This is a genomic window from Thalassolituus sp. UBA2009, from assembly GCF_002335285.1.
GTDB lineage: Bacteria > Pseudomonadota > Gammaproteobacteria > Pseudomonadales > Oceanobacteraceae > Venatoribacter > Venatoribacter alkanivorans.
This window is the reverse complement of the sequence record NZ_DDCJ01000135.1, coordinates 33,537-51,745: the sequence shown is the minus strand read 5'-3', so window position 1 is coordinate 51,745 and position 18,209 is coordinate 33,537. Positions and strand designations below refer to the sequence as shown.

General features: G+C 55.1%; 20 protein-coding genes. 5 read left to right on the top strand and 15 right to left on the bottom strand.

All coding sequences use genetic code 11. From position 1 onward, the window contains the following. Nucleotides 1-58: 58 nt before the first annotated feature. The 8 genes from rnc to rpoE all read right to left on the bottom strand — a co-directional run bounded on the left by rnc (nt 59) and on the right by rpoE (nt 7,217). Nucleotides 59-775 (bottom strand): ribonuclease III, encoded by a 717-nt coding sequence (gene rnc, locus B3P58_RS16120; RefSeq protein WP_145469170.1) that lies wholly within the window; start codon nt 773-775, stop codon nt 59-61. Beyond that, entirely contained in the window at nt 772-1,134 is a 363-nt protein-coding gene (locus B3P58_RS16115; protein ID WP_230331112.1) for a DUF4845 domain-containing protein, read from the bottom strand. The genes rnc and B3P58_RS16115 overlap by 4 nt, the downstream gene beginning before the upstream one ends. Before the next feature lies 1 nt (nt 1,135). Next, nucleotides 1,136-2,935: a translation elongation factor 4 gene (gene lepA, locus B3P58_RS16110; protein ID WP_225691527.1), complete on the bottom strand. Its 1,800-nt coding sequence runs from the start codon at nt 2,933-2,935 to the stop codon at nt 1,136-1,138. Between the two features lie 153 nt (nt 2,936-3,088). Beyond that, nucleotides 3,089-4,468, bottom strand: a complete 1,380-nt coding sequence (locus tag B3P58_RS16105) for a DegQ family serine endoprotease (protein WP_414716585.1) — start codon at nt 4,466-4,468, stop codon at nt 3,089-3,091. Nucleotides 4,469-4,490: 22 nt separating this feature from the next. Then, nucleotides 4,491-4,937 carry a SoxR reducing system RseC family protein gene (locus tag B3P58_RS16100; protein ID WP_286719028.1) on the bottom strand — a complete coding sequence of 149 codons (447 nt, stop codon included), beginning with the start codon at nt 4,935-4,937 and terminating at the stop codon, nt 4,491-4,493. A 7-nt stretch (nt 4,938-4,944) separates the two neighbouring features. Beyond that, nucleotides 4,945-6,027 (bottom strand): MucB/RseB C-terminal domain-containing protein, encoded by a 1,083-nt coding sequence (locus B3P58_RS16095; protein WP_225691525.1) that lies wholly within the window; start codon nt 6,025-6,027, stop codon nt 4,945-4,947. Next, the gene (locus B3P58_RS16090) at nt 6,024-6,599 is read right to left on the bottom strand and encodes a sigma-E factor negative regulatory protein (RefSeq protein ID WP_286719025.1); all 576 of its coding nucleotides are present in this window, start codon (nt 6,597-6,599) and stop codon (nt 6,024-6,026) included. The genes B3P58_RS16095 and B3P58_RS16090 overlap by 4 nt, the downstream gene beginning before the upstream one ends. Before the next feature lie 18 nt (nt 6,600-6,617). Continuing rightward, a complete protein-coding gene (gene rpoE / locus B3P58_RS16085; RefSeq protein ID WP_145469163.1) occupies nt 6,618-7,217 on the bottom strand; it encodes an RNA polymerase sigma factor RpoE in 600 nt (199 codons plus the stop codon). Nucleotides 7,218-7,488: 271 nt separating this feature from the next. On the opposite strand from rpoE, the gene nadB reads away from it, so the two are divergent. After that, a complete protein-coding gene (nadB, locus tag B3P58_RS16080; RefSeq protein WP_225691524.1) occupies nt 7,489-9,096 on the top strand; it encodes an L-aspartate oxidase in 1,608 nt (535 codons plus the stop codon). 43 nt (nt 9,097-9,139) lie between these two features. Here the strand turns inward: nadB and B3P58_RS16075 are convergent, their stop codons facing one another. Both B3P58_RS16075 and B3P58_RS16070 read right to left on the bottom strand, forming a co-directional pair. Further along, nucleotides 9,140-9,532 carry a hypothetical protein gene (locus B3P58_RS16075; protein ID WP_286719024.1) on the bottom strand — a complete coding sequence of 131 codons (393 nt, stop codon included), beginning with the start codon at nt 9,530-9,532 and terminating at the stop codon, nt 9,140-9,142. Then, the gene (locus B3P58_RS16070; RefSeq protein ID WP_145469160.1) at nt 9,516-9,770 is read right to left on the bottom strand and encodes a succinate dehydrogenase assembly factor 2; all 255 of its coding nucleotides are present in this window, start codon (nt 9,768-9,770) and stop codon (nt 9,516-9,518) included. Before B3P58_RS16070 ends, B3P58_RS16075 begins: the two co-directional genes overlap by 17 nt. Nucleotides 9,771-10,002: 232 nt before the next feature. Here B3P58_RS16070 and B3P58_RS16065 point away from each other — a divergent pair, with 232 nt between their 5' ends. Continuing rightward, nucleotides 10,003-11,001 (top strand): YgfZ/GcvT domain-containing protein, encoded by a 999-nt coding sequence (locus B3P58_RS16065; RefSeq protein WP_286719022.1) that lies wholly within the window; start codon nt 10,003-10,005, stop codon nt 10,999-11,001. Nucleotides 11,002-11,038: 37 nt separating this feature from the next. Beyond that, on the top strand, nt 11,039-11,875 hold the full coding sequence (locus B3P58_RS16060) for an HDOD domain-containing protein (protein WP_145469158.1): 837 nt from the start codon (nt 11,039-11,041) through the stop codon (nt 11,873-11,875). A gap of 7 nt (nt 11,876-11,882) precedes the next feature. Here B3P58_RS16060 and B3P58_RS16055 read toward each other — a convergent pair whose 3' ends face one another. Then, a complete protein-coding gene (locus B3P58_RS16055) occupies nt 11,883-13,007 on the bottom strand; it encodes an enoyl-CoA hydratase/isomerase family protein (RefSeq protein ID WP_286719020.1) in 1,125 nt (374 codons plus the stop codon). 165 nt (nt 13,008-13,172) lie between these two features. Between B3P58_RS16055 and B3P58_RS16050 the strand changes: the two genes are divergently transcribed. Next, the gene (locus B3P58_RS16050; protein ID WP_260998817.1) at nt 13,173-13,847 is read left to right on the top strand and encodes a hypothetical protein; all 675 of its coding nucleotides are present in this window, start codon (nt 13,173-13,175) and stop codon (nt 13,845-13,847) included. Between the two features lie 38 nt (nt 13,848-13,885). Further along, a complete protein-coding gene (locus B3P58_RS16045; protein WP_286719018.1) occupies nt 13,886-14,860 on the top strand; it encodes an alpha/beta fold hydrolase in 975 nt (324 codons plus the stop codon). A 70-nt stretch (nt 14,861-14,930) separates the two neighbouring features. Here B3P58_RS16045 and wrbA read toward each other — a convergent pair whose 3' ends face one another. From wrbA to B3P58_RS16025, 4 genes are all read right to left on the bottom strand, one after another. Continuing rightward, nucleotides 14,931-15,533: an NAD(P)H:quinone oxidoreductase gene (gene wrbA, locus B3P58_RS16040; RefSeq protein WP_230331489.1), complete on the bottom strand. Its 603-nt coding sequence runs from the start codon at nt 15,531-15,533 to the stop codon at nt 14,931-14,933. Beyond that, nucleotides 15,530-16,162 (bottom strand): DsbA family oxidoreductase, encoded by a 633-nt coding sequence (locus B3P58_RS16035; RefSeq protein ID WP_286719016.1) that lies wholly within the window; start codon nt 16,160-16,162, stop codon nt 15,530-15,532. Before B3P58_RS16035 ends, wrbA begins: the two co-directional genes overlap by 4 nt. Before the next feature lie 103 nt (nt 16,163-16,265). Next, complete coding sequence (locus B3P58_RS16030) at nt 16,266-17,126, bottom strand: LysR family transcriptional regulator (RefSeq protein WP_286719014.1); 861 nt, start codon at nt 17,124-17,126, stop codon at nt 16,266-16,268. 137 nt (nt 17,127-17,263) lie between these two features. After that, nucleotides 17,264-18,016: an SDR family oxidoreductase gene (locus tag B3P58_RS16025; protein ID WP_286719013.1), complete on the bottom strand. Its 753-nt coding sequence runs from the start codon at nt 18,014-18,016 to the stop codon at nt 17,264-17,266. Nucleotides 18,017-18,209: the final 193 nt, after the last annotated feature.

Below are 18,209 nucleotides of genomic sequence, written 5' to 3'. Positions count from 1 at the left end.
GTGGATTTGCCCACATTCGGGCGGCCAACGATGGCTACATAGCCGGTACGTTGTGTCATTATTCTTCCTCTCCTGCGTCATGCGCAGGCTCTGCTGATTCGTCTATGCCCAGTATAGTCAGAACCTGAGCGGCGGCGCTTTGCTCGGCACCACGGCGGCTGCTGCCCTGGGCGACAATCGCATCAGCCAGTTCAGGAATACGACACTCAACGGTAAATACCTGCTCGTTGGTCGGGCCTTCGACGTTCAGAACTTCATATTTCGGCAGACTGGATTTACGCCCCTGCTGATATTCCTGCAGACGGGTTTTCGGATCTTTAATCGGATCTTCCAGCGTTAAGGCATCAAGGCGGGTTGCGTACCAGGACAGAATGCGCTCGCGTGCGGCTTCCAGACCAGCATCCAGATACATAGCACCAATTAAGGCTTCAACCGTATCGGCCAGGATAGATTCGCGACGATGCCCACCGCTTTTTAATTCACCGGAGCCGAGTAACAGAAAATCACCCAGATCGAATTCACGGGCAATCACCGCCAGTGTTTCGCCTTTTACCATGCGCGCACGCAGGCGGCTCAGCTTGCCTTCTTTCGCCTGGGGAAAACGGCGGTATAAATCTTCAGCGACGACAAAATTCAGAATCGAGTCGCCAAGAAACTCCAGCCGTTCGTTATTGCTGATACCTTTACTGCGGTGTGTCAGCGCCAGCATAACCAGCGATTCATCGCGGAAGTTATAGCCCAGGCGCTGAGATAATTTAACGAGGGGATTGTTCACTGAGTAAAATCTTTTTGCACTTGGAAGCGTACCACCATATCGATATTCCCGAGATAGGTGTCACGGGCTTCATAGGTCCAGTCCAGTGTGAATCCCTGATCACCCTTGCGGATTTTCAGCTCATCGAGACTGGCTTTAATATTGTTGTCCTGCAGTCGTGTTTCCAGCAGTCGCTTGAAATCCTTAGGTCTCATATCGGCGCGATATTCGCGATCCTTGGTTACGCCATCAAGAATGGTTCCGATCAGTTTATTGTCCCAATACATTGGAATCAGAGTAATAGCTCCTTTAACCAGGAGGATACCCACAAACAATACAACCAGAATCGAAACGATTGAGAGACCACGCTGACGACGCATATTAATCATCCACTTTCAGAACAGCTAGGAAGGCAGACTGTGGGATTTCCACACTGCCGATTTGTTTCATTCGTTTTTTACCTTCTTTCTGCTTCTGCAGCAGTTTTTTCTTACGGCTGACGTCACCACCATAACATTTTGCGGTTACGTTTTTACGCAGCGCTTTTACCGTCGTGCGGGCAACAACCTGATTACCCATTGCCGCCTGAATCGCCACATCAAACATTTGCCGCGGAATCAGCTCTTTCATTTTTTCGGTCAGCGACGCACCACGGCGACGAACGTTGTCACGGTGCATAATCACCGCCAGCGCATCCACACGTTCACCGTTAACCAGCACATCCAGACGCACCAGCGGCGCTTCCTGGAAACGGGTAAAGTTATAATCGAGTGAGGCAAAACCACGACTAGCCGATTTCAGACGGTCAAAGAAATCCATCACCACTTCGGCCAGCGGAATTTCATATTTCAGCGCCACCTGCGTGCCGGTGTACTGCATGTCCACCTGCACACCACGTTTTTCAATACACAGAGTAATCACGTTACCCAGATATTCCTGTGGCACCAGAATATTACATTCGGCAATCGGCTCACGCATTTCATCGATTACGCCAGGATCAGGCAGTTTTGATGGGTTATCCACCATCAGCACTTCGCCTTTTTTATTCACCACCTCATAAATTACCGTTGGTGCGGTGGTAATCAGATCGAGGTCGTATTCGCGCTCCAGACGCTCCTGAATAATTTCCATGTGCAGCATGCCAAGGAAACCACAACGGAAACCAAAGCCCAGTGCGTCGGAATTTTCCGGCTCATAGAACAGCGACGCATCGTTCAGCGACAGTTTTTCCAGCGCATCACGGAAGGCTTCAAAATCGTCGGAAGATACCGGGAACAGACCGGCATACACCTGCGGCTTCACTTTCTGGAAACCCGGTAACGCATCGACATCAGGGAATTTCGCGCTGACGATGGTATCGCCCACCGGCGCACCGTGAATGTCTTTGATGCTGCCGACCATATAACCCACTTCACCGGTACCCAGTTCGCCGGTCGGGGTCATTTTCGGCGTAAAGATACCAATACCGTCCACCAGGTGGTCACGGCCGGTGGATTTCATGCGGATTTTGTCGCCTTTCTTGATGCTGCCGTTTTTCACCCGGATCAGGGAGACAACGCCCAGATAAGAATCGAACCAGGAGTCGATGATCAGCGCCTGTAACGGCGCATCCGGGTCACCTTCCGGCGGCGGGATATTAGCCACCAGATCTTCCAGCACATCTTCGATATTCAGACCGCTTTTGGCGCTGCAACGCACAGCATCGGTCGCATCCAGGCCGATAATTTCTTCGATTTCCTGTGCGACTTTATCCGGATCAGCCTGCGGCAGATCCATCTTGTTCAGTACCGGGCGAACTTCCAAACCCTGCTCAATGGCGGTATAGCAGTTGGCGACCGACTGGGCTTCAACGCCCTGAGCAGCATCCACCACCAGCAGTGCCCCTTCACAGGCAGACAGCGAACGGCTGACTTCGTAGCTGAAATCCACGTGTCCCGGAGTATCAATAAAGTTCAGCTGGTAAACCTCACCATTGCGGGCTTTATAGTCCAGCGTCACGCTCTGGGCCTTGATGGTAATGCCACGCTCACGCTCAATATCCATCGAATCCAGTACCTGCGCCTGCATTTCCCGGTCGGAAAGGCCGCCACATACCTGAATAAAACGATCTGAAAGAGTGGATTTGCCGTGGTCGATATGGGCAATGATGGAAAAGTTACGAATGTGGTCCAGCTGGCTCACAGAATACAACCCGGTTGTTAATTGAAATGGTGGGCGATTTTACTTGAAAGGCAGGGCAAAGGCTATTTTGTACGCTATCTGGCACAGGTTATGTTGGCTGATAGCCATAAACGACAAAGCCCGGCCAGGGCCGGGCTTTGTCTGTTGCTGCAATTACTCGGTAATCCGCAGCGGGATAAACATCGCCGCGCCACGGCGCACAATACGCATCGGTACGCTGCGGTTAGCCGGCAGCTTGGCAACCACCGTATTAAAATCGTCCATGCTGCGCACCGGCTCACCGGCAATCATGGTAATGATGTCGCCGTTGACCAGTCCGGCAAAAGCCGCCGGACCACGCTTCACATCACGTACGACCACGCCATCACCGACGCTTTTGCGCTGCGCGTCGGACAGTTCGCTGACCACCACACCCAGACGGTTGCTGGTGCTTTCTTTCGGACTGGCATTGTTCAGCGCCAGCTCGGCGCCATCACCATCCGGCAGTACACCAATGGTCACGTTGATTTTCTTACGCTTACCGTTGCGCACCACGTCCAGCTTGACGCTGCTGCCCGGCTTCACCCGGCCAACCTGATGCGGCAGATCGGACGACAGGTAAATCGACTTGCCGTTGAAGTGGGTAATGATGTCGCCATTTTTCAGGCCAGCCGCTTCCGCCGGACTGCCCGGCACAATCTGCGCGACCAGAGCACCGGCTGCTTTTTCCAGACCAAAAGACTCAGCCAGGTCTTTGCTGACCTCCTGAATCACCACACCGAGCCAGCCGCGGCTGACTTTGCCTTTTTCTTTCAGCTGATCGGCGACATCCATGGCCACATTGATCGGAATGGCAAAAGACACGCCCATAAAACCACCGGAGCGGGTGTAGATCTGGGAGTTGATGCCCACGACTTTGCCATCCAGATTAAACAGCGGGCCGCCGGAATTACCCGGGTTAATAGCCACGTCGGTCTGGATAAAAGGCACATAGTTTTCGTTCGGCAGGCTGCGGCCCTTGGCGCTGACAATACCGGCCGTCACCGAGTAATCAAAACCAAAAGGTGAACCAATGGCGACAACCCACTCACCCACTTCCAGCGCATCCGAATCGCCCAGCTCTACGATTGGCAGATTCTTGGCTTCAACTTTCAGCAGGGCCAGATCGGAGCTCTCATCGGCACCAATCAGTTTGGCTTCCAGCTCACGGCGATCATTAAGGCGCACAACAATTTCGTCGGCATCCTTGATCACATGATTATTCGTCAGGATGTAGCCATCTTTGGAGACGATAAAACCGGAGCCGAGCGATGCCCGCTCCTGTTCACCGCCACGAGGGCCCTGCCCCGGTGCACCGAAGAAGTGGCGGAAAATTTCCGGCACATCTTCCGGCAGACCATAACGCTGCTGAAAGCCGTTATTCTGCATATGTTGCACAGTACTGATATTGACCACGGCCGGCGAAGTTTCCTTCACCAGGTCACGGAAATCGGGTAACTCCGCCCGGGCCAAAGAGGCCAGCAACAGCAGAGGCAGCACTAACATACGGATCATCTGTGTCATGGTTTTTCCTTGCTCAAAGGTGTTCTGAGTGGATCATAGGGATACGTTCACAACCGGGCTTAAGAGTCGGCTGCCATTGTGACTGATAGCGTGCCGCCAGCTTGCGTGCCAGGGCAAAACCGCCCGCCAGCCCAGCGAGAGCTGCCACCCCAGCCCAGCCATCGCTGCCGCTCAGCTGGCCGATAACCGCGCCGCCAATCAGGCCCAGTAAAGGCAGGCCATACAGAGCCAGTGCACTCAGTGCCAGACTACCGTCGGGCAGCGTCAGCACCACCTGCTGACCCGGCTGCAGCGGTTGTTCGGTACTGACCCAGAGGCGCATCGGCCGACCAAGTTTACTCAGGCTGTGCTGACCGCAACCAGAGCGGGCATTACAGCTGTTGCAGGCACTGCGCTGCACGGCTTCAACCCAGATACCGCCATCGCCCTGCTCTATAACTTCAACGATTTCCTGACTCATCGCCTGCTTATTCCTCTGCCGCGGACAGCGCGCTGTTTGCACTGTCGGTATTCTGTTCCGCCAGAGCTGCGGGAACGACCGATGTCGCGATACGGATCATGGTATCGGCCGGTAATTCACCCACCACGGTCACCCTTAAACGACTCTGATTGTCGCCATCGGCCTCTGCGGAAGAATGCTCACGATAGCGCACAACCGCTGCGGTGGCGCCCCAGCGGCTGGTCATTTCCGGCAGGTGTTCCTGACTAACGGGATCAATAAACAAGGTAAAAGCGGCCAGACCATCACTGTACATCAGGCGTACCGGCAATTTGCTCATGGCCCCGGAGTCATCCTTCTGCTCAGCCGCCATTTGCGGCTGCGGCGATCCGGCCTGAATCACTGCAGTAATATGAAAACCAGACGGAACCCAGCCAGGTAACCAGCCGATATCGGCCGTACTGATCTGCTCATGGTCGGGGGAAACAGGGTAAAGAGTCAGTTTATGCCCCTGATCATCGGGCTCAAAGGCAGTCGCCGGGATATCAGGACCAATCTCAATCTGGGCAAACTGGAAACGCTCCAGCACCTGTTGCTGATGATTCAGCAGATCAGAGCGCAATAACAGGCCGGTAACCTGATCAAGCCAGAGCTGATAACCATAGCGGTCCGCATCCACCGGAGTTACCTGTAAACGCTGGGCAAAACGTCCGGCAATACGCTCCACATTGCCAAGCGTAAAGTGATACTGACCATCATCAATATCCATCACCCGGGAAAAACCGTGTAATGGGTTGCTGAGTTCGCTGTTCAGGCGTGGGGAGTGGTCGCCGGGATGAATACAGACAATGTCATGACCATGACGCACCATTTCACGCGGCAGGCCGGTAAGGTGCTGCAGTTTTTCCTGCTCCACCCCATCGATTACTGCGTGAGTAATGGCCAGGGTCTGCCATTCCTGACCATCACCATAGATTAAAACACCGCGATAATTCTGTTGTTGAAAGGCCTGGGTCATGCGTTCCAACCAGCCCCGGGCGCCTTCCTCAGCCTGCGCGCTAAGCACGAGCAGACTGAAACTCAGGGTAAGCAGTAGTCTGCCTCCCCTCATTTGCTGCCCTCAGCAGGCTGCTGGAAATCCACCACACGGGCAAAAGGAATGGCTGCACGGCTGCCGGTCATAGTCGCCTGCTCAGTATGCTGCAGCACGTACTCCTGCAGTTTGCGCTGTGCGGCTTCAAGCTGGGCAGCATCGGCTTCAGACATAGCCTGTACCGGCGCCGATGCCAGTTGCACCGCTGCAGGCATCTGCGTTTGCTGCTCAGCGACCAGGGCATCTGGCTCAACGCTGTTCAGCCTCACCCCGACAAGTACCGCCAACGTTACCGATGCGGCAACCGCTCCTGAGGCCAACCAGCGCAGCTTGTGGTTATTGGCCACAACCACCCGAGGGCGGCTCACTTCATCCATTGGCTCGCCATCCAGCGCCTGCATGATGCCGCGCGAAAGATCAACAGCAGCGGCAGGCTCACCGCGCATCAGTGAACCAATCATCTGATAACGCTGCCAGGTACCGCGCAGTTCATCGTCCTGCTCAAGCTGATTAAGTAAACGGCGGACTTCCAGTTCGTCGGTTTCACCGTCCATCAGGGCGGATAAGGATTCATTCATGCGTTCGTTCATCGGTTGCTATCCTCCCGGTCAGGCAATGGCGCTGGCGGTATCGGCCAGCAGTGGCTGCATTTTGCGGTCAATGGCTTCACGGGCGCGGAAGATGCGCGACCGTACGGTGCCGATCGGACATTCCATCACCTCGGCAATTTCTTCATAGCTCATACCTTCAAGCTCACGCAGGGTTACGGCCATACGCAGCTCCTCCGGCAGGGCTTCGATGGCGTCAAACACCACTTTCTGCAATTGATCGCGTTGCAGCAGACCATCCGGAGTTTCAATATCTTTCATATTAGCTTCGTCAGCAAAAAACTCGGCATCATCCAGATCAATATCGCGGGTCGGTGTCTTGCGCCCGCGGCTGACCAGATAATTTTTTGCCGTATTCACTGCAATGCGGTACATCCAGGTATAAAACTGACTCTCACCACGAAAGCCAGGCAGTGCCCGGTAGGCCTTGATAAAGGCTTCCTGAGTCACGTCCTGAGCCTCAGCAAAGTCAGGGACAAAGCGTCCGACCAGCGCCAGAATGCGGTGCTGATATTTGATGACCAGCAGATCAAATGCGCGCCGGTCGCCCTTCTGTACGCGGGCAACCAGTTGCCGATCTGTAGATTGTTGATCTGTCATGCTTTTTTCCGCTGTCGTGCGCTGTGTCTCTACAGCCATTGCTAAGCTCATCTACCCAGCCTCCTGTATGCCAGTGTGTCGACCTGGTTCTGGGAGGATAGAGGGGATTTGTTCGGATTAGTTCCGCCAGAGTGTATCATGGGTGGCATATGTGGCCGATGACGGACAGAAAGTTATTCCCCGTACAGCGTCCGTTATGGCCCGTCCGGCACTGGCATAAGCCACCGCGGCGGCATTATAGTGCCCACCACTTTGATACGTACAATACAGCATGAGCCAATCTTTCTCTTTCGATGTTCTTATTATTGGCAGCGGCGCCGCCGGCCTGACGCTGGGGTTGTCACTGCCTGATCACATTAATGCCGCCATCATCAGCAAAGACAGCCTGGATGCAGGCTCCACACGCTGGGCTCAGGGCGGCGTGGCGGCGGTGCTGGATGAAGACGACAGTGTTGAGGCCCACGTGCAGGACACCCTGATCGCCGGTGCCGGTCTGTGCCATGAACCCAGCGTGCGTTTCACCGTAGAAAACTCCACCGCTGCCATTCAGTGGCTGATTGATATCGGCGTGCCCTTTACTCAGGACAGCCCGGATCATTTCCATCTGACCCGTGAAGGTGGCCACAGCGCACGGCGCATCATTCACGCCGCCGATGCGACCGGCCATGCCATCTCCGATACGCTGCTGGCACGGGCGAAAGAAAAGCCCAACCTCAAACTGTTGCAGAACTACATCGCCATTGATCTGATCACCCGCGAAAAACTCGGCAGCGGCGGTCATGGCTGTATCGGCGCTTATTTTCTCAATAACGATACCGGCGATGTCGACGTAATTACCGCGCGCTCAGTGGTACTGGCCACCGGTGGCGCCAGCAAGGTGTATCTGTACACCAGCAACCCGGACGGCGCTTCCGGCGATGGCATCGCCATGGCCTGGCGCGCCGGTTGCCGCGTCGCCAATATGGAATTCAACCAGTTCCACCCGACCTGCCTGTATCACCCGCAGGCCAAGTCGTTCCTGATTACCGAAGCGGTGCGCGGCGAAGGTGGCAAGCTGTTGCTGCCCAACGGCCAGCGCTTTATGCAGCGCTTCGATAAACGCGCCGAACTGGCACCACGGGATATCGTCGCCCGCGCCATCGACCATGAGATGAAACGCATCGGTGCCGACTGCCTGTTCCTCGATATCAGCCACAAACCGGCTGACTTTATCAAAGAGCACTTCCCCACTATTTATGAGCGCTGTCTGGAGCTGGGAATCGACATCACCCGCCAGCCGATTCCGGTGGTACCGGCGGCACATTACACCTGTGGTGGCGTGGTAACCGATATCCATGGCCGCACCGATATCGAAAACCTGTATGCCATCGGCGAAACCGCCAGCACCGGTCTGCACGGGGCCAACCGCCTGGCCAGCAATTCGCTGCTTGAGTGTCTGGTGTTTGCCCGCTCCGCCGCCGCCCATATTGCCGCCAATATCGACCGTAACGAACCGGCCCCCAAAGCGCCGGCCTGGGATGCCAGCCAGGTGACCGATTCCGATGAAGACGTGGTGATTGCCCATAACTGGGACGAATTACGGCGCTTTATGTGGGATTACGTTGGCATTGTGCGCACCACCAAACGGCTGGTACGTGCTCAGCACCGGGTGCAGATGCTGCGGCAGGAAATTCAGGAGTTTTACAGCAACTACCGGGTAAGTAATGACTTACTTGAGCTGCGTAATCTGGTGGATGTGGCCGACGTGATCATCCGCTCGGCACTGCTGCGCAAAGAAAGCCGCGGCCTGCATTTCAGCCGTGACTATCCGCAACCGCTGCCACGCGCCTTCGATACCGTGCTGACGCCTAAATATCTGAAAGAGCTGGGTGAGCTCTGAATCTGCGTTGCACCAACCTGACACCCGCCTCATACCCGGAGCATCAGTGCAGATCGTTATATAACGCCGCCGTCAGGCGGCGGTAATCCTCCGCACTGCTCAGGCTGTCAGGCCGGATCATCAGCCGCTGCCAGGGCCAGAACGACCACTCCAGTATCAGCACATCCGCCCGCCTTACACTGCCACTGCGCCAGCGCACCGGCAGCCTGCGACCACGATACTCAAACCACCAGCCACGGCTGTCATAACCGAGTTTACGCACCACAGGTTGGCGCCAGCCTAAGGCTGTCAGAACTAACAGGAAAAATGCTGCACATAACCACCACAACAACGGCAGCAGCCAGACAAGAATCAGCAGGGAAAACAACAGAAAGACGCCATCGAGCCGGCGTTGCCGGCGCGATGACTGCAGTACCCACTCAGCGGTTGCGGGCATGCTCCCGCACCAGTTCAATAATGCGAGCCAGATCGGCATTATCCGGAACCTGATGCTCCATAAACCAGGTAAACAGGTCCGGATCTTCACATTCCAGCAGCTGACGGTAGCGGGCCTGATCGTCTGCGCTCAGACCGGTGAAGGCTTCTTCGGCAAAAGGAACCAGCAATACATCCAGCTCCAGCATGCCACGGCGGCTGTGCCAGCGGACGCGTTTCGCTTCAATTTCGTCAGACACTCGGAACTCCCAGATAAGCAATAAAAGTAAACAACAGAAGGTAAACGGCAGCAGTCGCAGGGTGCGGCCACGCCGGTGATAAAACCGCAGTATATCAAAGCTGGCAGCGGATACCGCTATCCCGACGGTGGTATAAGCCCGATAGCCACACAATCTGCAACGTTAAGAGTATGACCAATTTGCAGTAAACTGCGGCCATATTGTTATCACCGACACAAGACCCGTATTCATTATGTCTGAAGCATCCATCGTACTTCCCGGCCAAATTGACCCGCAGGGGTTCATCCCGGAGCAACCTGCCACACAGGGGCTGACCTGGCTTTCCGCCTTTGCCCTGCTGGAAATCAGCGGCCCGGACAGTGAACGCTTTCTGCAGGGACAATTAACCTGCGATATGACCAGCCTTAAAGCAGACCGCTGGACTCTGGGCGCCTGCTGTACCGCCAAAGGCCGCATGGTGGCGAACTTTGTGATTGCCCGCCATGGCGACAGCGTCTGGCTGCGTCTGCCACGGGCTCAGGTCAGCGCGCTGCGCCAGCATCTGGCACGCTACGCGGTGTTTTTTAAGGTCACCATGACCGAACATCTGGACGACTGGCTGGTCACTGCCGATGTGCCTGCCGAGCTGTCTGCGTACGACGACAACCCTGACAGCCTGAGCGATGGCCGCCTGCTGCAGCACGACAGCAGTGATAACAGCCTGACCCTGCACTGGCCGGATGGCCGGGTTGAATACTGGCTGCCAGCAGAAAAAGCCAACGCCCAACTCCAACAGGCCCCGAAACTTACTGCCGAGCATCAATGGTGGTTGGGCGACATTGCCGAAGGCATTGTCTGGGTCGAAGAAGCCAGCCGCGAAGCCTGGGTGCCACAGTTTATCGACTGGCATATCCACGAGGGCATCAGCTTCCGCAAAGGTTGCTATACCGGTCAGGAGATCGTTGCGCGTCTGCAGTATCTGGGCAAAAGCAAAAAGAATCTGGTCGCCGTGAGCACTGTCGCGGATGCCAATATCGCCATTATGACCGCCCTGCAGGACAGTCAGGGTAAGACGCTGGGCGACATTGCCGCCTGGTGCGGCCGTCTTGGCCTGGCGGTGATGAACAGCGACTGGCCAGAGAGCGGCATAAAAGCCGGGGAAATTCCCGTCACTCTCGCCCGTCTTTCCTATACTGAAGGCACAACTGAGCAGAATAACAGCGACGCTGATCCTGCCATCACAGACAACTGATCCGGCCACAGGGCCGGAGCGCTTAAGAGGCCGGCCCATGAGCAACCTGGCACAACAGGTAAAAGACGATATCGTAGCCCAGATCAAGAAGGACGAACTGGTGCTGCCCACCCTGCCCGAGATTGCTTTACGTGTACGCGAAGTGGCAGAAGATGCCAACGCCACCATTCCCCAGCTGAGTCAGATCATCGCTCAGGACCCGGCGCTCAGTGCGCGCATTATCAAGGTAACCAACAGCCCGTTAATCCGCGCCAACAGCCCTGTCACCGACCTTGGCACCGCCATTTCGCGCCTGGGTATCGATTTCACCAGTAATCTGGCCATCGGCCTGGCCATGGAGCAGATGTTTCAGGCCACCCACGACATTATTGATAAACGCATGCGCGAATGCTGGGCACGGGCCATGGAGATCGCCTCATCGGCTCAGGTGCTGGCGCGGCATTTCACTAAACTGCAGCCGGATCAAGCCATGCTCGCCGGACTGGTACATCAGATCGGTATGCTGCCGATTCTCGCTTATGCCGAAAATCACAGCGACCTGCTCAACGACAGCTTCTCACTGGATCTGGTACTGGAAAAACTGCATCCGTCTCTGGGCAGCTATATTTTGCGCAGCTGGGAGTTTTCACCGGATCTGGTCAATGTACCGAAGGAATATCTGAATCTGCAGCATCAGGCCGACAGTGCGGATTACTGCGACCTGATCCAGGTTGCCACGCTGCAAAGCTACGACGGCAGCGATCACCCGCTGGCACGGATCAAGCGCAGTGAGCTGGGTTCCTATCAGCGCCTGGGGCTGGATGCCGACGATGAAGTTACCCAATGGCAGGAACTGACTGAAGAAGCCGAAGCCACGCAAAACGCGCTGCGCTGAGCGCCGACTAAATACCGGCCAGCGGGTGCTTATCCTGCGGCCAGGGAGATTCCAGCAACGCCTCAATCCAGCTGGCCGGCACATCATCCACATGAGCGTGCTGCCAGCGCGGGCTGAAATCTTTATCCACCACCATGGCACGAATGCCTTCGGCAAAGTCCGGATGCCGCACCGACTGATAGGCCAGCACCAGCTCCCACTGCACCACCTCTTTTAAACTCATCTGCTTGCCGCGGTGCAACTGCTCCATAATCAGGTGTGCCGTTGCCGGACAGCCGGCTTTAAAGTTATTCAGTCCCTGCTGCAGCCAGGCGTTGTCTGTGCTGTGCGCCGCAAAACGCGCTGCTATTTTGCTCAGATCGTCGCAGGCAAAGAGCTCATTCAGTTCGGCCTGCACCGGTTGCAGCTGGCTGGCGGGCATCTCCGCCGCTGCTGAGCCTTCAAGCTGCTGCAACAGAGAGCGCACGCAATAATGGTTTTCGGCCTGGTTATCACTCCAGTTTTGCTGACGCAGCTGCGCCAGAACCTCATCCAGCTGGGCGTGCTGCAGGCAATAGTGAGTCAGTTTCAGGTCTTTGCAATCAACGGTATTCATATGACTGCCGGACAACCCCATCCAGTGACCCGCCGGATATGGCAAACGTGACAGATACCAGGTGGCAGCAACATCCGGGAACAGACCGATGCGGACTTCCGGCCAGGCCAGCTTCAGTGTCTCAGTACCAACGCGGTGATTAGCGCCGATAAACAGCCCTAAGCCACCGCCCATGACAAAGCCATTTCCCCAGGCAATCAGCGGCTTGGAAAACAGGTGAACGCGGTAGTTTTTGCCATATTCGCCGCTGAAAAAATTGTCAGCATAACGGCAATGCTCATCGCCTTCGGCCTGCATGCTGTCATACAGCTGGCGGATATCGCCACCGGCACAGAAGGCTTTATCACCGGCACCACGCATCAGTACCGCCACCAGCTTGTCGCTCTTTTCCCAGCGCTTCAGCTGCTTGTCGATCAGATTCACCATGGTCAGATCGACAGCATTCATGGCTTTTGGGGCATTCAGGGTCAGAACACCAATCTTATGGCCAGAACGGGTCGTCAGGGTGTCAAACAAAACCGGGGATTCAACAGTCAAAACAGTCTCCTTGAATGTTCCCAGGGCCTGCTCATCTTTATTAAACAGGCTCTGATAATGCTCAGTCGGCGCAGAACCGGCAGACAATCCGGCTGCCGTACGCGCATCATACAGGAGTGTTACACTCACACGGAAAGCAACCGTACGCCAGAGTGAACACCCAGCATGACGCCGTTACTGAGTCTGATCATAATTGCCGCCATTATCGGCCTGTTACTGCTGCTGATGCTAGTCGACCGAGGTAGCAGAGGCAGTGAATTATCGGCTCTGGCTGATCAGCTGAAACTGGCTTACCGGCCTTATGCCTCACTCAGCCAGCGTATCCGCGACGCGCACTTTCAGCTGCTGGATATTGGCCAGTTCCGCCATTTCCGTCATCTGCTTGAAGGGCAACTGGAGAACGATGACAGCCGCTACCTTAATCTGTTTGATTACAGCCTGATCGGGGCCGGAGGTGCGTCGACCCAGACCGTTATTCTGTTGCCCTGCCCGCTGCCCGAGGCCAGTGCCTTCAGCATCTGTCGCAAGCGCTGGTTGCAGGAAGATGTGTTTTCCGAAAGCCAGCACAAGAAGCTCGCCTCATTAACGGCACAGCAGAAACCCCTGCTGCTGCGCCAGTGGCAGCTGCACAGCCAGAATGGCGAACGCCTGTGGGCCTTACTGAAACCAGAGGTCTGCGACTGGCTTTTGGCGCATCCTCACCTTCACATTGAGTGGGCAGATGGCATCCTGCTGCTCTGCCGGCCTCACCATGTTCTGCCACCGGCCCAGATCGAAGACGCCCTGCAGCACGCCCTGCAACTGATCAAACGTCTGCAGGACAGTGCCAGAACGGTCTGAACCAGCGTCTCTCAATAATAAAATTACAGGTATTTTTTATGCGGCCTATCTCAGCCATGTTTCAGACGTCCACCCGCTTGCTTATCGGCGCCACGACCTTCGCAGCATTAATGCTGAGCGGCTGCTCGGCCAGTCAGCAGGAAGTGATTTATGACAAAGCCATTAACCTGGCCCGCAGCAGCGCCGACCTGACCCTGAAACAGGCCGCCACCGGTGATGTGGAAATGCGTTATCTGGAACGTCAGGGCACAGGGCCAACCGTCTTATTGCTGCATGGTTTTTCTGCCAACAAAGATACCTGGCTGAAATTTGCCGCTGAAATGCCACAGGATTATCACCTGATTATTCCCGACCTGGCCGGTCACGGTGACACCCCGGCACCATCAACTCAGGATTATAATTTAATCCGCCAGGCTGAACGCCTGCATAAGCTGATGGCTGCGACGGGCGCTGAACAATTCCATATTGCCGGTAATTCCATGGGCGGTGCTATCAGCGCCATTTATGCCACCCGCTATCCGCAACAGATTCTCAGCCTGACCTTAATTGATGCTGCCGGTGTTGATGCGCCAGAGCAAAGCGAATATATGCAGGCACTGGCCGAAGGCAAAAATCCGTTAATCGCTACCGACGAAGAAAGTTTTGAATACCGCTGGAATTTCGTCATGAGCGAACCACCACTATTGCCATGGCCGCTGCGTCCGGTGGTTGTGCGTAAAACCATCGCCCGCGAAGGTATTAACCGCGAAATATTCAGCGATATGCTCGCTACCCGCGAAGAGCTGGCAGCCAGCCAGTTTGAGCAACAGCTGAGTGCAAAAGTCACCATGCCAACGCTGATTATCTGGGGAGAGGAAGATCGCGTACTGGATGTATCAGCCGCACAGGTATTCAAAGAAAAGCTGCCACAGGCACAGGTAAAAATTTATCCGGGAATCGGTCATTTACCGATGGTCGAAATTCCGGCTGAAACCGCAGAACTGTACAGCCGTTTTATTGCAACCGCTGAATAATTCTGCAAAAGAGAGAATGCAGGCCAAAAAGCCCCATTATCCGGGGCTTTTTTATGTTTTTTAATAACGTTTAAACCGGTTGCAAACGCAACAGTGTCCGCGCCATATATTCTCCCTGATAAGCGGCAAGACTCAACTCCAGCTCTGACGGCTGACGACTGCCATCAGCACCGGCTATACAGGCAGCGCCCAGCGGTGAGCCGCCTTTTACCGTACTGATATCCGTTAACCCCGGAGCGGTATAAGGCAGGCCGGCAATCAACATACCATGGTGCAGCAGCGTGGTATGAAACGACTGTATCGTGGTTTCATTACCACCGCCGGTGCCGGTTGAGGTAAACACACTGGCCAGTTTTCCCACCAGTGCATTCTGCATCCACAGGCCACCGGTCTGATCGAGGAAATTTCGCATCTGAGCTGCCATATTGCCGAAGCGGGTTGGCGTGCCAAAAATAATACCGTCATAGCCGGCTAATTCGGCAACGCTGGCTTCATCTCCGGCCTGTTGCATTTTAATACCGGCTTTTTCCGCTATCTCAGAACTCAGGGTTTCCGGTACACGCTTCAGGCTGACGTCGACCCCCTCAATTTTACCGGCACCTTCTGCTACGGCCTGTGCCATGGTTTCGATATGGCCATAACTTGAATAATATAAAACCAGTAATTTTTTCATGCCGCCTCCGCCAGTTGCTGTTCAATTAATTGTTCTAACTGCTCATTGCTTAACGTGCTGGAAACCAGCGTTTTACCATTAATCAGCAAGGTTGGAATCGAACGAACATTCAGCCGCCGTGCCAGCGCTATATCATCTTCCACCAGCAGGCGAAGTTCTTCCGTTTTTACCTGTGCCGCCAGAGCCTTACCGTCAAATCCCAGCGTATTGGCTGCGGCTATCAGAGTGTCTTCACTGCCAATATTTTCATTCAGCAGCAGGTGACGACGCTGAATTTCATCGAACATATCCCAGTGGGCAGCAGTGCCGTAGGTTATTTCTGCGGCCTTGGCGAACAGTGCCGCCAGCCAACCGGACGGATAAGAAAAAGGCTTGGCGCGCATGCCCTCGGTATTAAAACGGGCCGGATCATCGGCAGCTGCCTGACACTGCTGCCAGTGGCGCAGAATTTCGGCTTTTGCCAGCGCCATTGAGCCAAAGCGCTCAATCATTTCCTGCTCATTGCGCTGCAATACAAAACAGCGCTGACGGATCTGAACCTGCGGATGGTCCGCCCAGCGGCGTAAACGTGGGCTGAGCACATAGCACCAGCCGCAAACAGCATCATGGAAAAAATCGATTGTGATCATTACTGCTCTCCTGTTGCAGATATTGGACGGAGAGCAGATTACGGCCAGGGGAAAATAAAAAATAATGAAAAGAACGGCTGAATATACGCCGTTTTTTGCATGTTTATTCGGCAGGCGGGGTCTGGATCAGCAATTCATACAGGCGGGCAACGGCAGTCAGATGTGCAAACTCCGGGTTCAGACCGATATGCAAGGCCACTTCCCGCTCATTGCCGGCTGCCAGAGTAAGGCGCTGCATCCGCCCGGTAATCAGATATTCCGGCAGCCAGGCAAAGCCCACACCGGCTTCTACCGCCTGCTGGGCAAGTGCTGCAGAATCAAGGGTCAGACGCTGCTGTGCTGCCAGCCAGCCACTGTCGCGGTTGGCGCTGCCACTATCACGCAACACGATCTGGCAGTGTTGTTTAAGGTCGCTGTCAGTGAGTTGCCCGGCGCTCGCCAGCGGATGAGATAAACCGCAGACACAGTGTTTACGCAGCGCCAGTAAAGGCTCACTCAGTATGTCATGGGGTAATTGACTGGCGATGGCGACAGCAACCAGCCCCTGTTCCAGCAGCTGCGCGGCACCCGATAACGCACTTTCATAAATCTGTACCGACACCTGTGGCATTTCTGCGCTGAACTGCGCCAGTCGCGGTAACCAATATGCCGGAGGTAACAGGACATCCACCGCCAGGGCGATTTCCTGACGCTGTGCCAAAGCACTATCGGTAGCTTTTATTTCCAGCGATTCGGCGCGGGCCAGTAAAGCCCGTGCCTGCACCAGCAATTGTTCCCCGGCCAGCGTCAGCTGCGACTGACGCCCCTGAACCTGAAATAAAGGCTGATTTAATAAAGATTCCATTTTTTTCAGACTGTGCACCACCGCCGACTGGCTCTTGCAGAGAAATTCTGCCGCTTTAATGGTGCTGCCCTGCTCAGCGGTGGCAACAAAAGTGCGCCACATTTCCAGAGTAATTTTCATACTGTTTTAAACCGCATACCGACCTGGGGATACAACCGTATTTCCTGACGGAAACCGGCGATGTCAGAGCTTGCTTACAGCGGAGAGCAAAGCTCTGACAATATACTGAGCAGCTCTGACAACATACGATGACGAAGTTATTCGTCCGCCCAGGATAATACCTGTCCGGTCACGGCGCCGCCATCAATGACGAATTCACTGCCGGTTGAATAGGTGGCTTCGGTAAACATAAAGCGCGCCATGCGCGCGACCTCAAGCGCCTCACCAAACCGGGGAATGGGCTGCGCCTGAGCAATATTATCGGGCAAGCCATCGGTCATGGCTGTGCGTATTGGCCCCGGGTGTAATGACAGCACGCGGATATTATATGGCGCCAGATCCAGCGCCGCGGCCTTGGTCAGCCCGCGTACGCCCCATTTACTGGCAACATAACCGGCAAGACCGCCATAACCCTGCAAACCTGCCGTGGATGAGGTATTTACAATGGCCCCGCCCCCTGCTTTTTTCAGCGCCGGTGTGACGCAATGAATGCCGAGAAACACACCGTATAAATTGATATCAGTTACGCGCTTAAACTCTTCCGGCGAGCTGTTTTCTGCACCACTGAAACCCACGACTCCGGCATTATTGAATAGTGCGTTCAGGCCGCCGAATTCTGCTTCGGCAAAAGCGATTGCCTGCTCCCAGTCCTTAACACTGACCACATCCAGATGCCGGTAACGCACCCGTGAACCCAGCTCCTTAGCCAGAGCATTTCCTGCATCGTCCTGTACATCGGCAATCAATACCTGAGCACCTTCCGCTGCCAGCAGCCTGGCGGTAGCGGCACCAATACCACTGGCTCCGCCAGTGATCAGTATTTTCAGATCCTGCGTTGCGATTACGTTCATAACGGTTCTCCTTGCTGATTCTGCAGCCGGCATTTACCGGACCATGATCAAAGCATAGGCAAAAAAAATCCGCTGCCACACGGGTGACAGCGGATTATGCGTTATTGCACTAACGCCCGGTTTATTGGCGGGTCAGGGTTTTATCAAAAGCACGGGTCACTTCACCGCTGACGCTGTCAACGGTATAAGAAGT

What these genes read in the sequence shown, in the direction of transcription:
- B3P58_RS16115 (WP_230331112.1), bottom strand. Translation starts at nt 1,134, where the DNA reads ATGCGTCGTCAGCGTGGTCTCTCAATCGTTTCGATTCTGGTTGTATTG.
- B3P58_RS16105 (WP_414716585.1), bottom strand. Translation starts at nt 4,468, where the DNA reads ATGATCCGTATGTTAGTGCTGCCTCTGCTGTTGCTGGCCTCTTTGGCC.
- B3P58_RS16100 (WP_286719028.1), bottom strand. Translation starts at nt 4,937, where the DNA reads ATGAGTCAGGAAATCGTTGAAGTTATAGAGCAGGGCGATGGCGGTATC.
- B3P58_RS16095 (WP_225691525.1), bottom strand. Translation starts at nt 6,027, where the DNA reads ATGAGGGGAGGCAGACTACTGCTTACCCTGAGTTTCAGTCTGCTCGTG.
- B3P58_RS16090 (WP_286719025.1), bottom strand. Translation starts at nt 6,599, where the DNA reads ATGAACGAACGCATGAATGAATCCTTATCCGCCCTGATGGACGGTGAA.
- rpoE (WP_145469163.1), bottom strand. Translation starts at nt 7,217, where the DNA reads ATGACAGATCAACAATCTACAGATCGGCAACTGGTTGCCCGCGTACAG.
- nadB (WP_225691524.1), top strand. Translation starts at nt 7,489, where the DNA reads ATGAGCCAATCTTTCTCTTTCGATGTTCTTATTATTGGCAGCGGCGCC.
- B3P58_RS16075 (WP_286719024.1), bottom strand. Translation starts at nt 9,532, where the DNA reads ATGCCCGCAACCGCTGAGTGGGTACTGCAGTCATCGCGCCGGCAACGC.
- B3P58_RS16065 (WP_286719022.1), top strand. Translation starts at nt 10,003, where the DNA reads ATGTCTGAAGCATCCATCGTACTTCCCGGCCAAATTGACCCGCAGGGG.
- B3P58_RS16060 (WP_145469158.1), top strand. Translation starts at nt 11,039, where the DNA reads ATGAGCAACCTGGCACAACAGGTAAAAGACGATATCGTAGCCCAGATC.
- B3P58_RS16050 (WP_260998817.1), top strand. Translation starts at nt 13,173, where the DNA reads ATGACGCCGTTACTGAGTCTGATCATAATTGCCGCCATTATCGGCCTG.
- B3P58_RS16045 (WP_286719018.1), top strand. Translation starts at nt 13,886, where the DNA reads ATGCGGCCTATCTCAGCCATGTTTCAGACGTCCACCCGCTTGCTTATC.
- wrbA (WP_230331489.1), bottom strand. Translation starts at nt 15,533, where the DNA reads ATGAAAAAATTACTGGTTTTATATTATTCAAGTTATGGCCATATCGAA.
- B3P58_RS16035 (WP_286719016.1), bottom strand. Translation starts at nt 16,162, where the DNA reads ATGATCACAATCGATTTTTTCCATGATGCTGTTTGCGGCTGGTGCTAT.
- B3P58_RS16030 (WP_286719014.1), bottom strand. Translation starts at nt 17,126, where the DNA reads ATGAAAATTACTCTGGAAATGTGGCGCACTTTTGTTGCCACCGCTGAG.
- B3P58_RS16025 (WP_286719013.1), bottom strand. Translation starts at nt 18,016, where the DNA reads ATGAACGTAATCGCAACGCAGGATCTGAAAATACTGATCACTGGCGGA.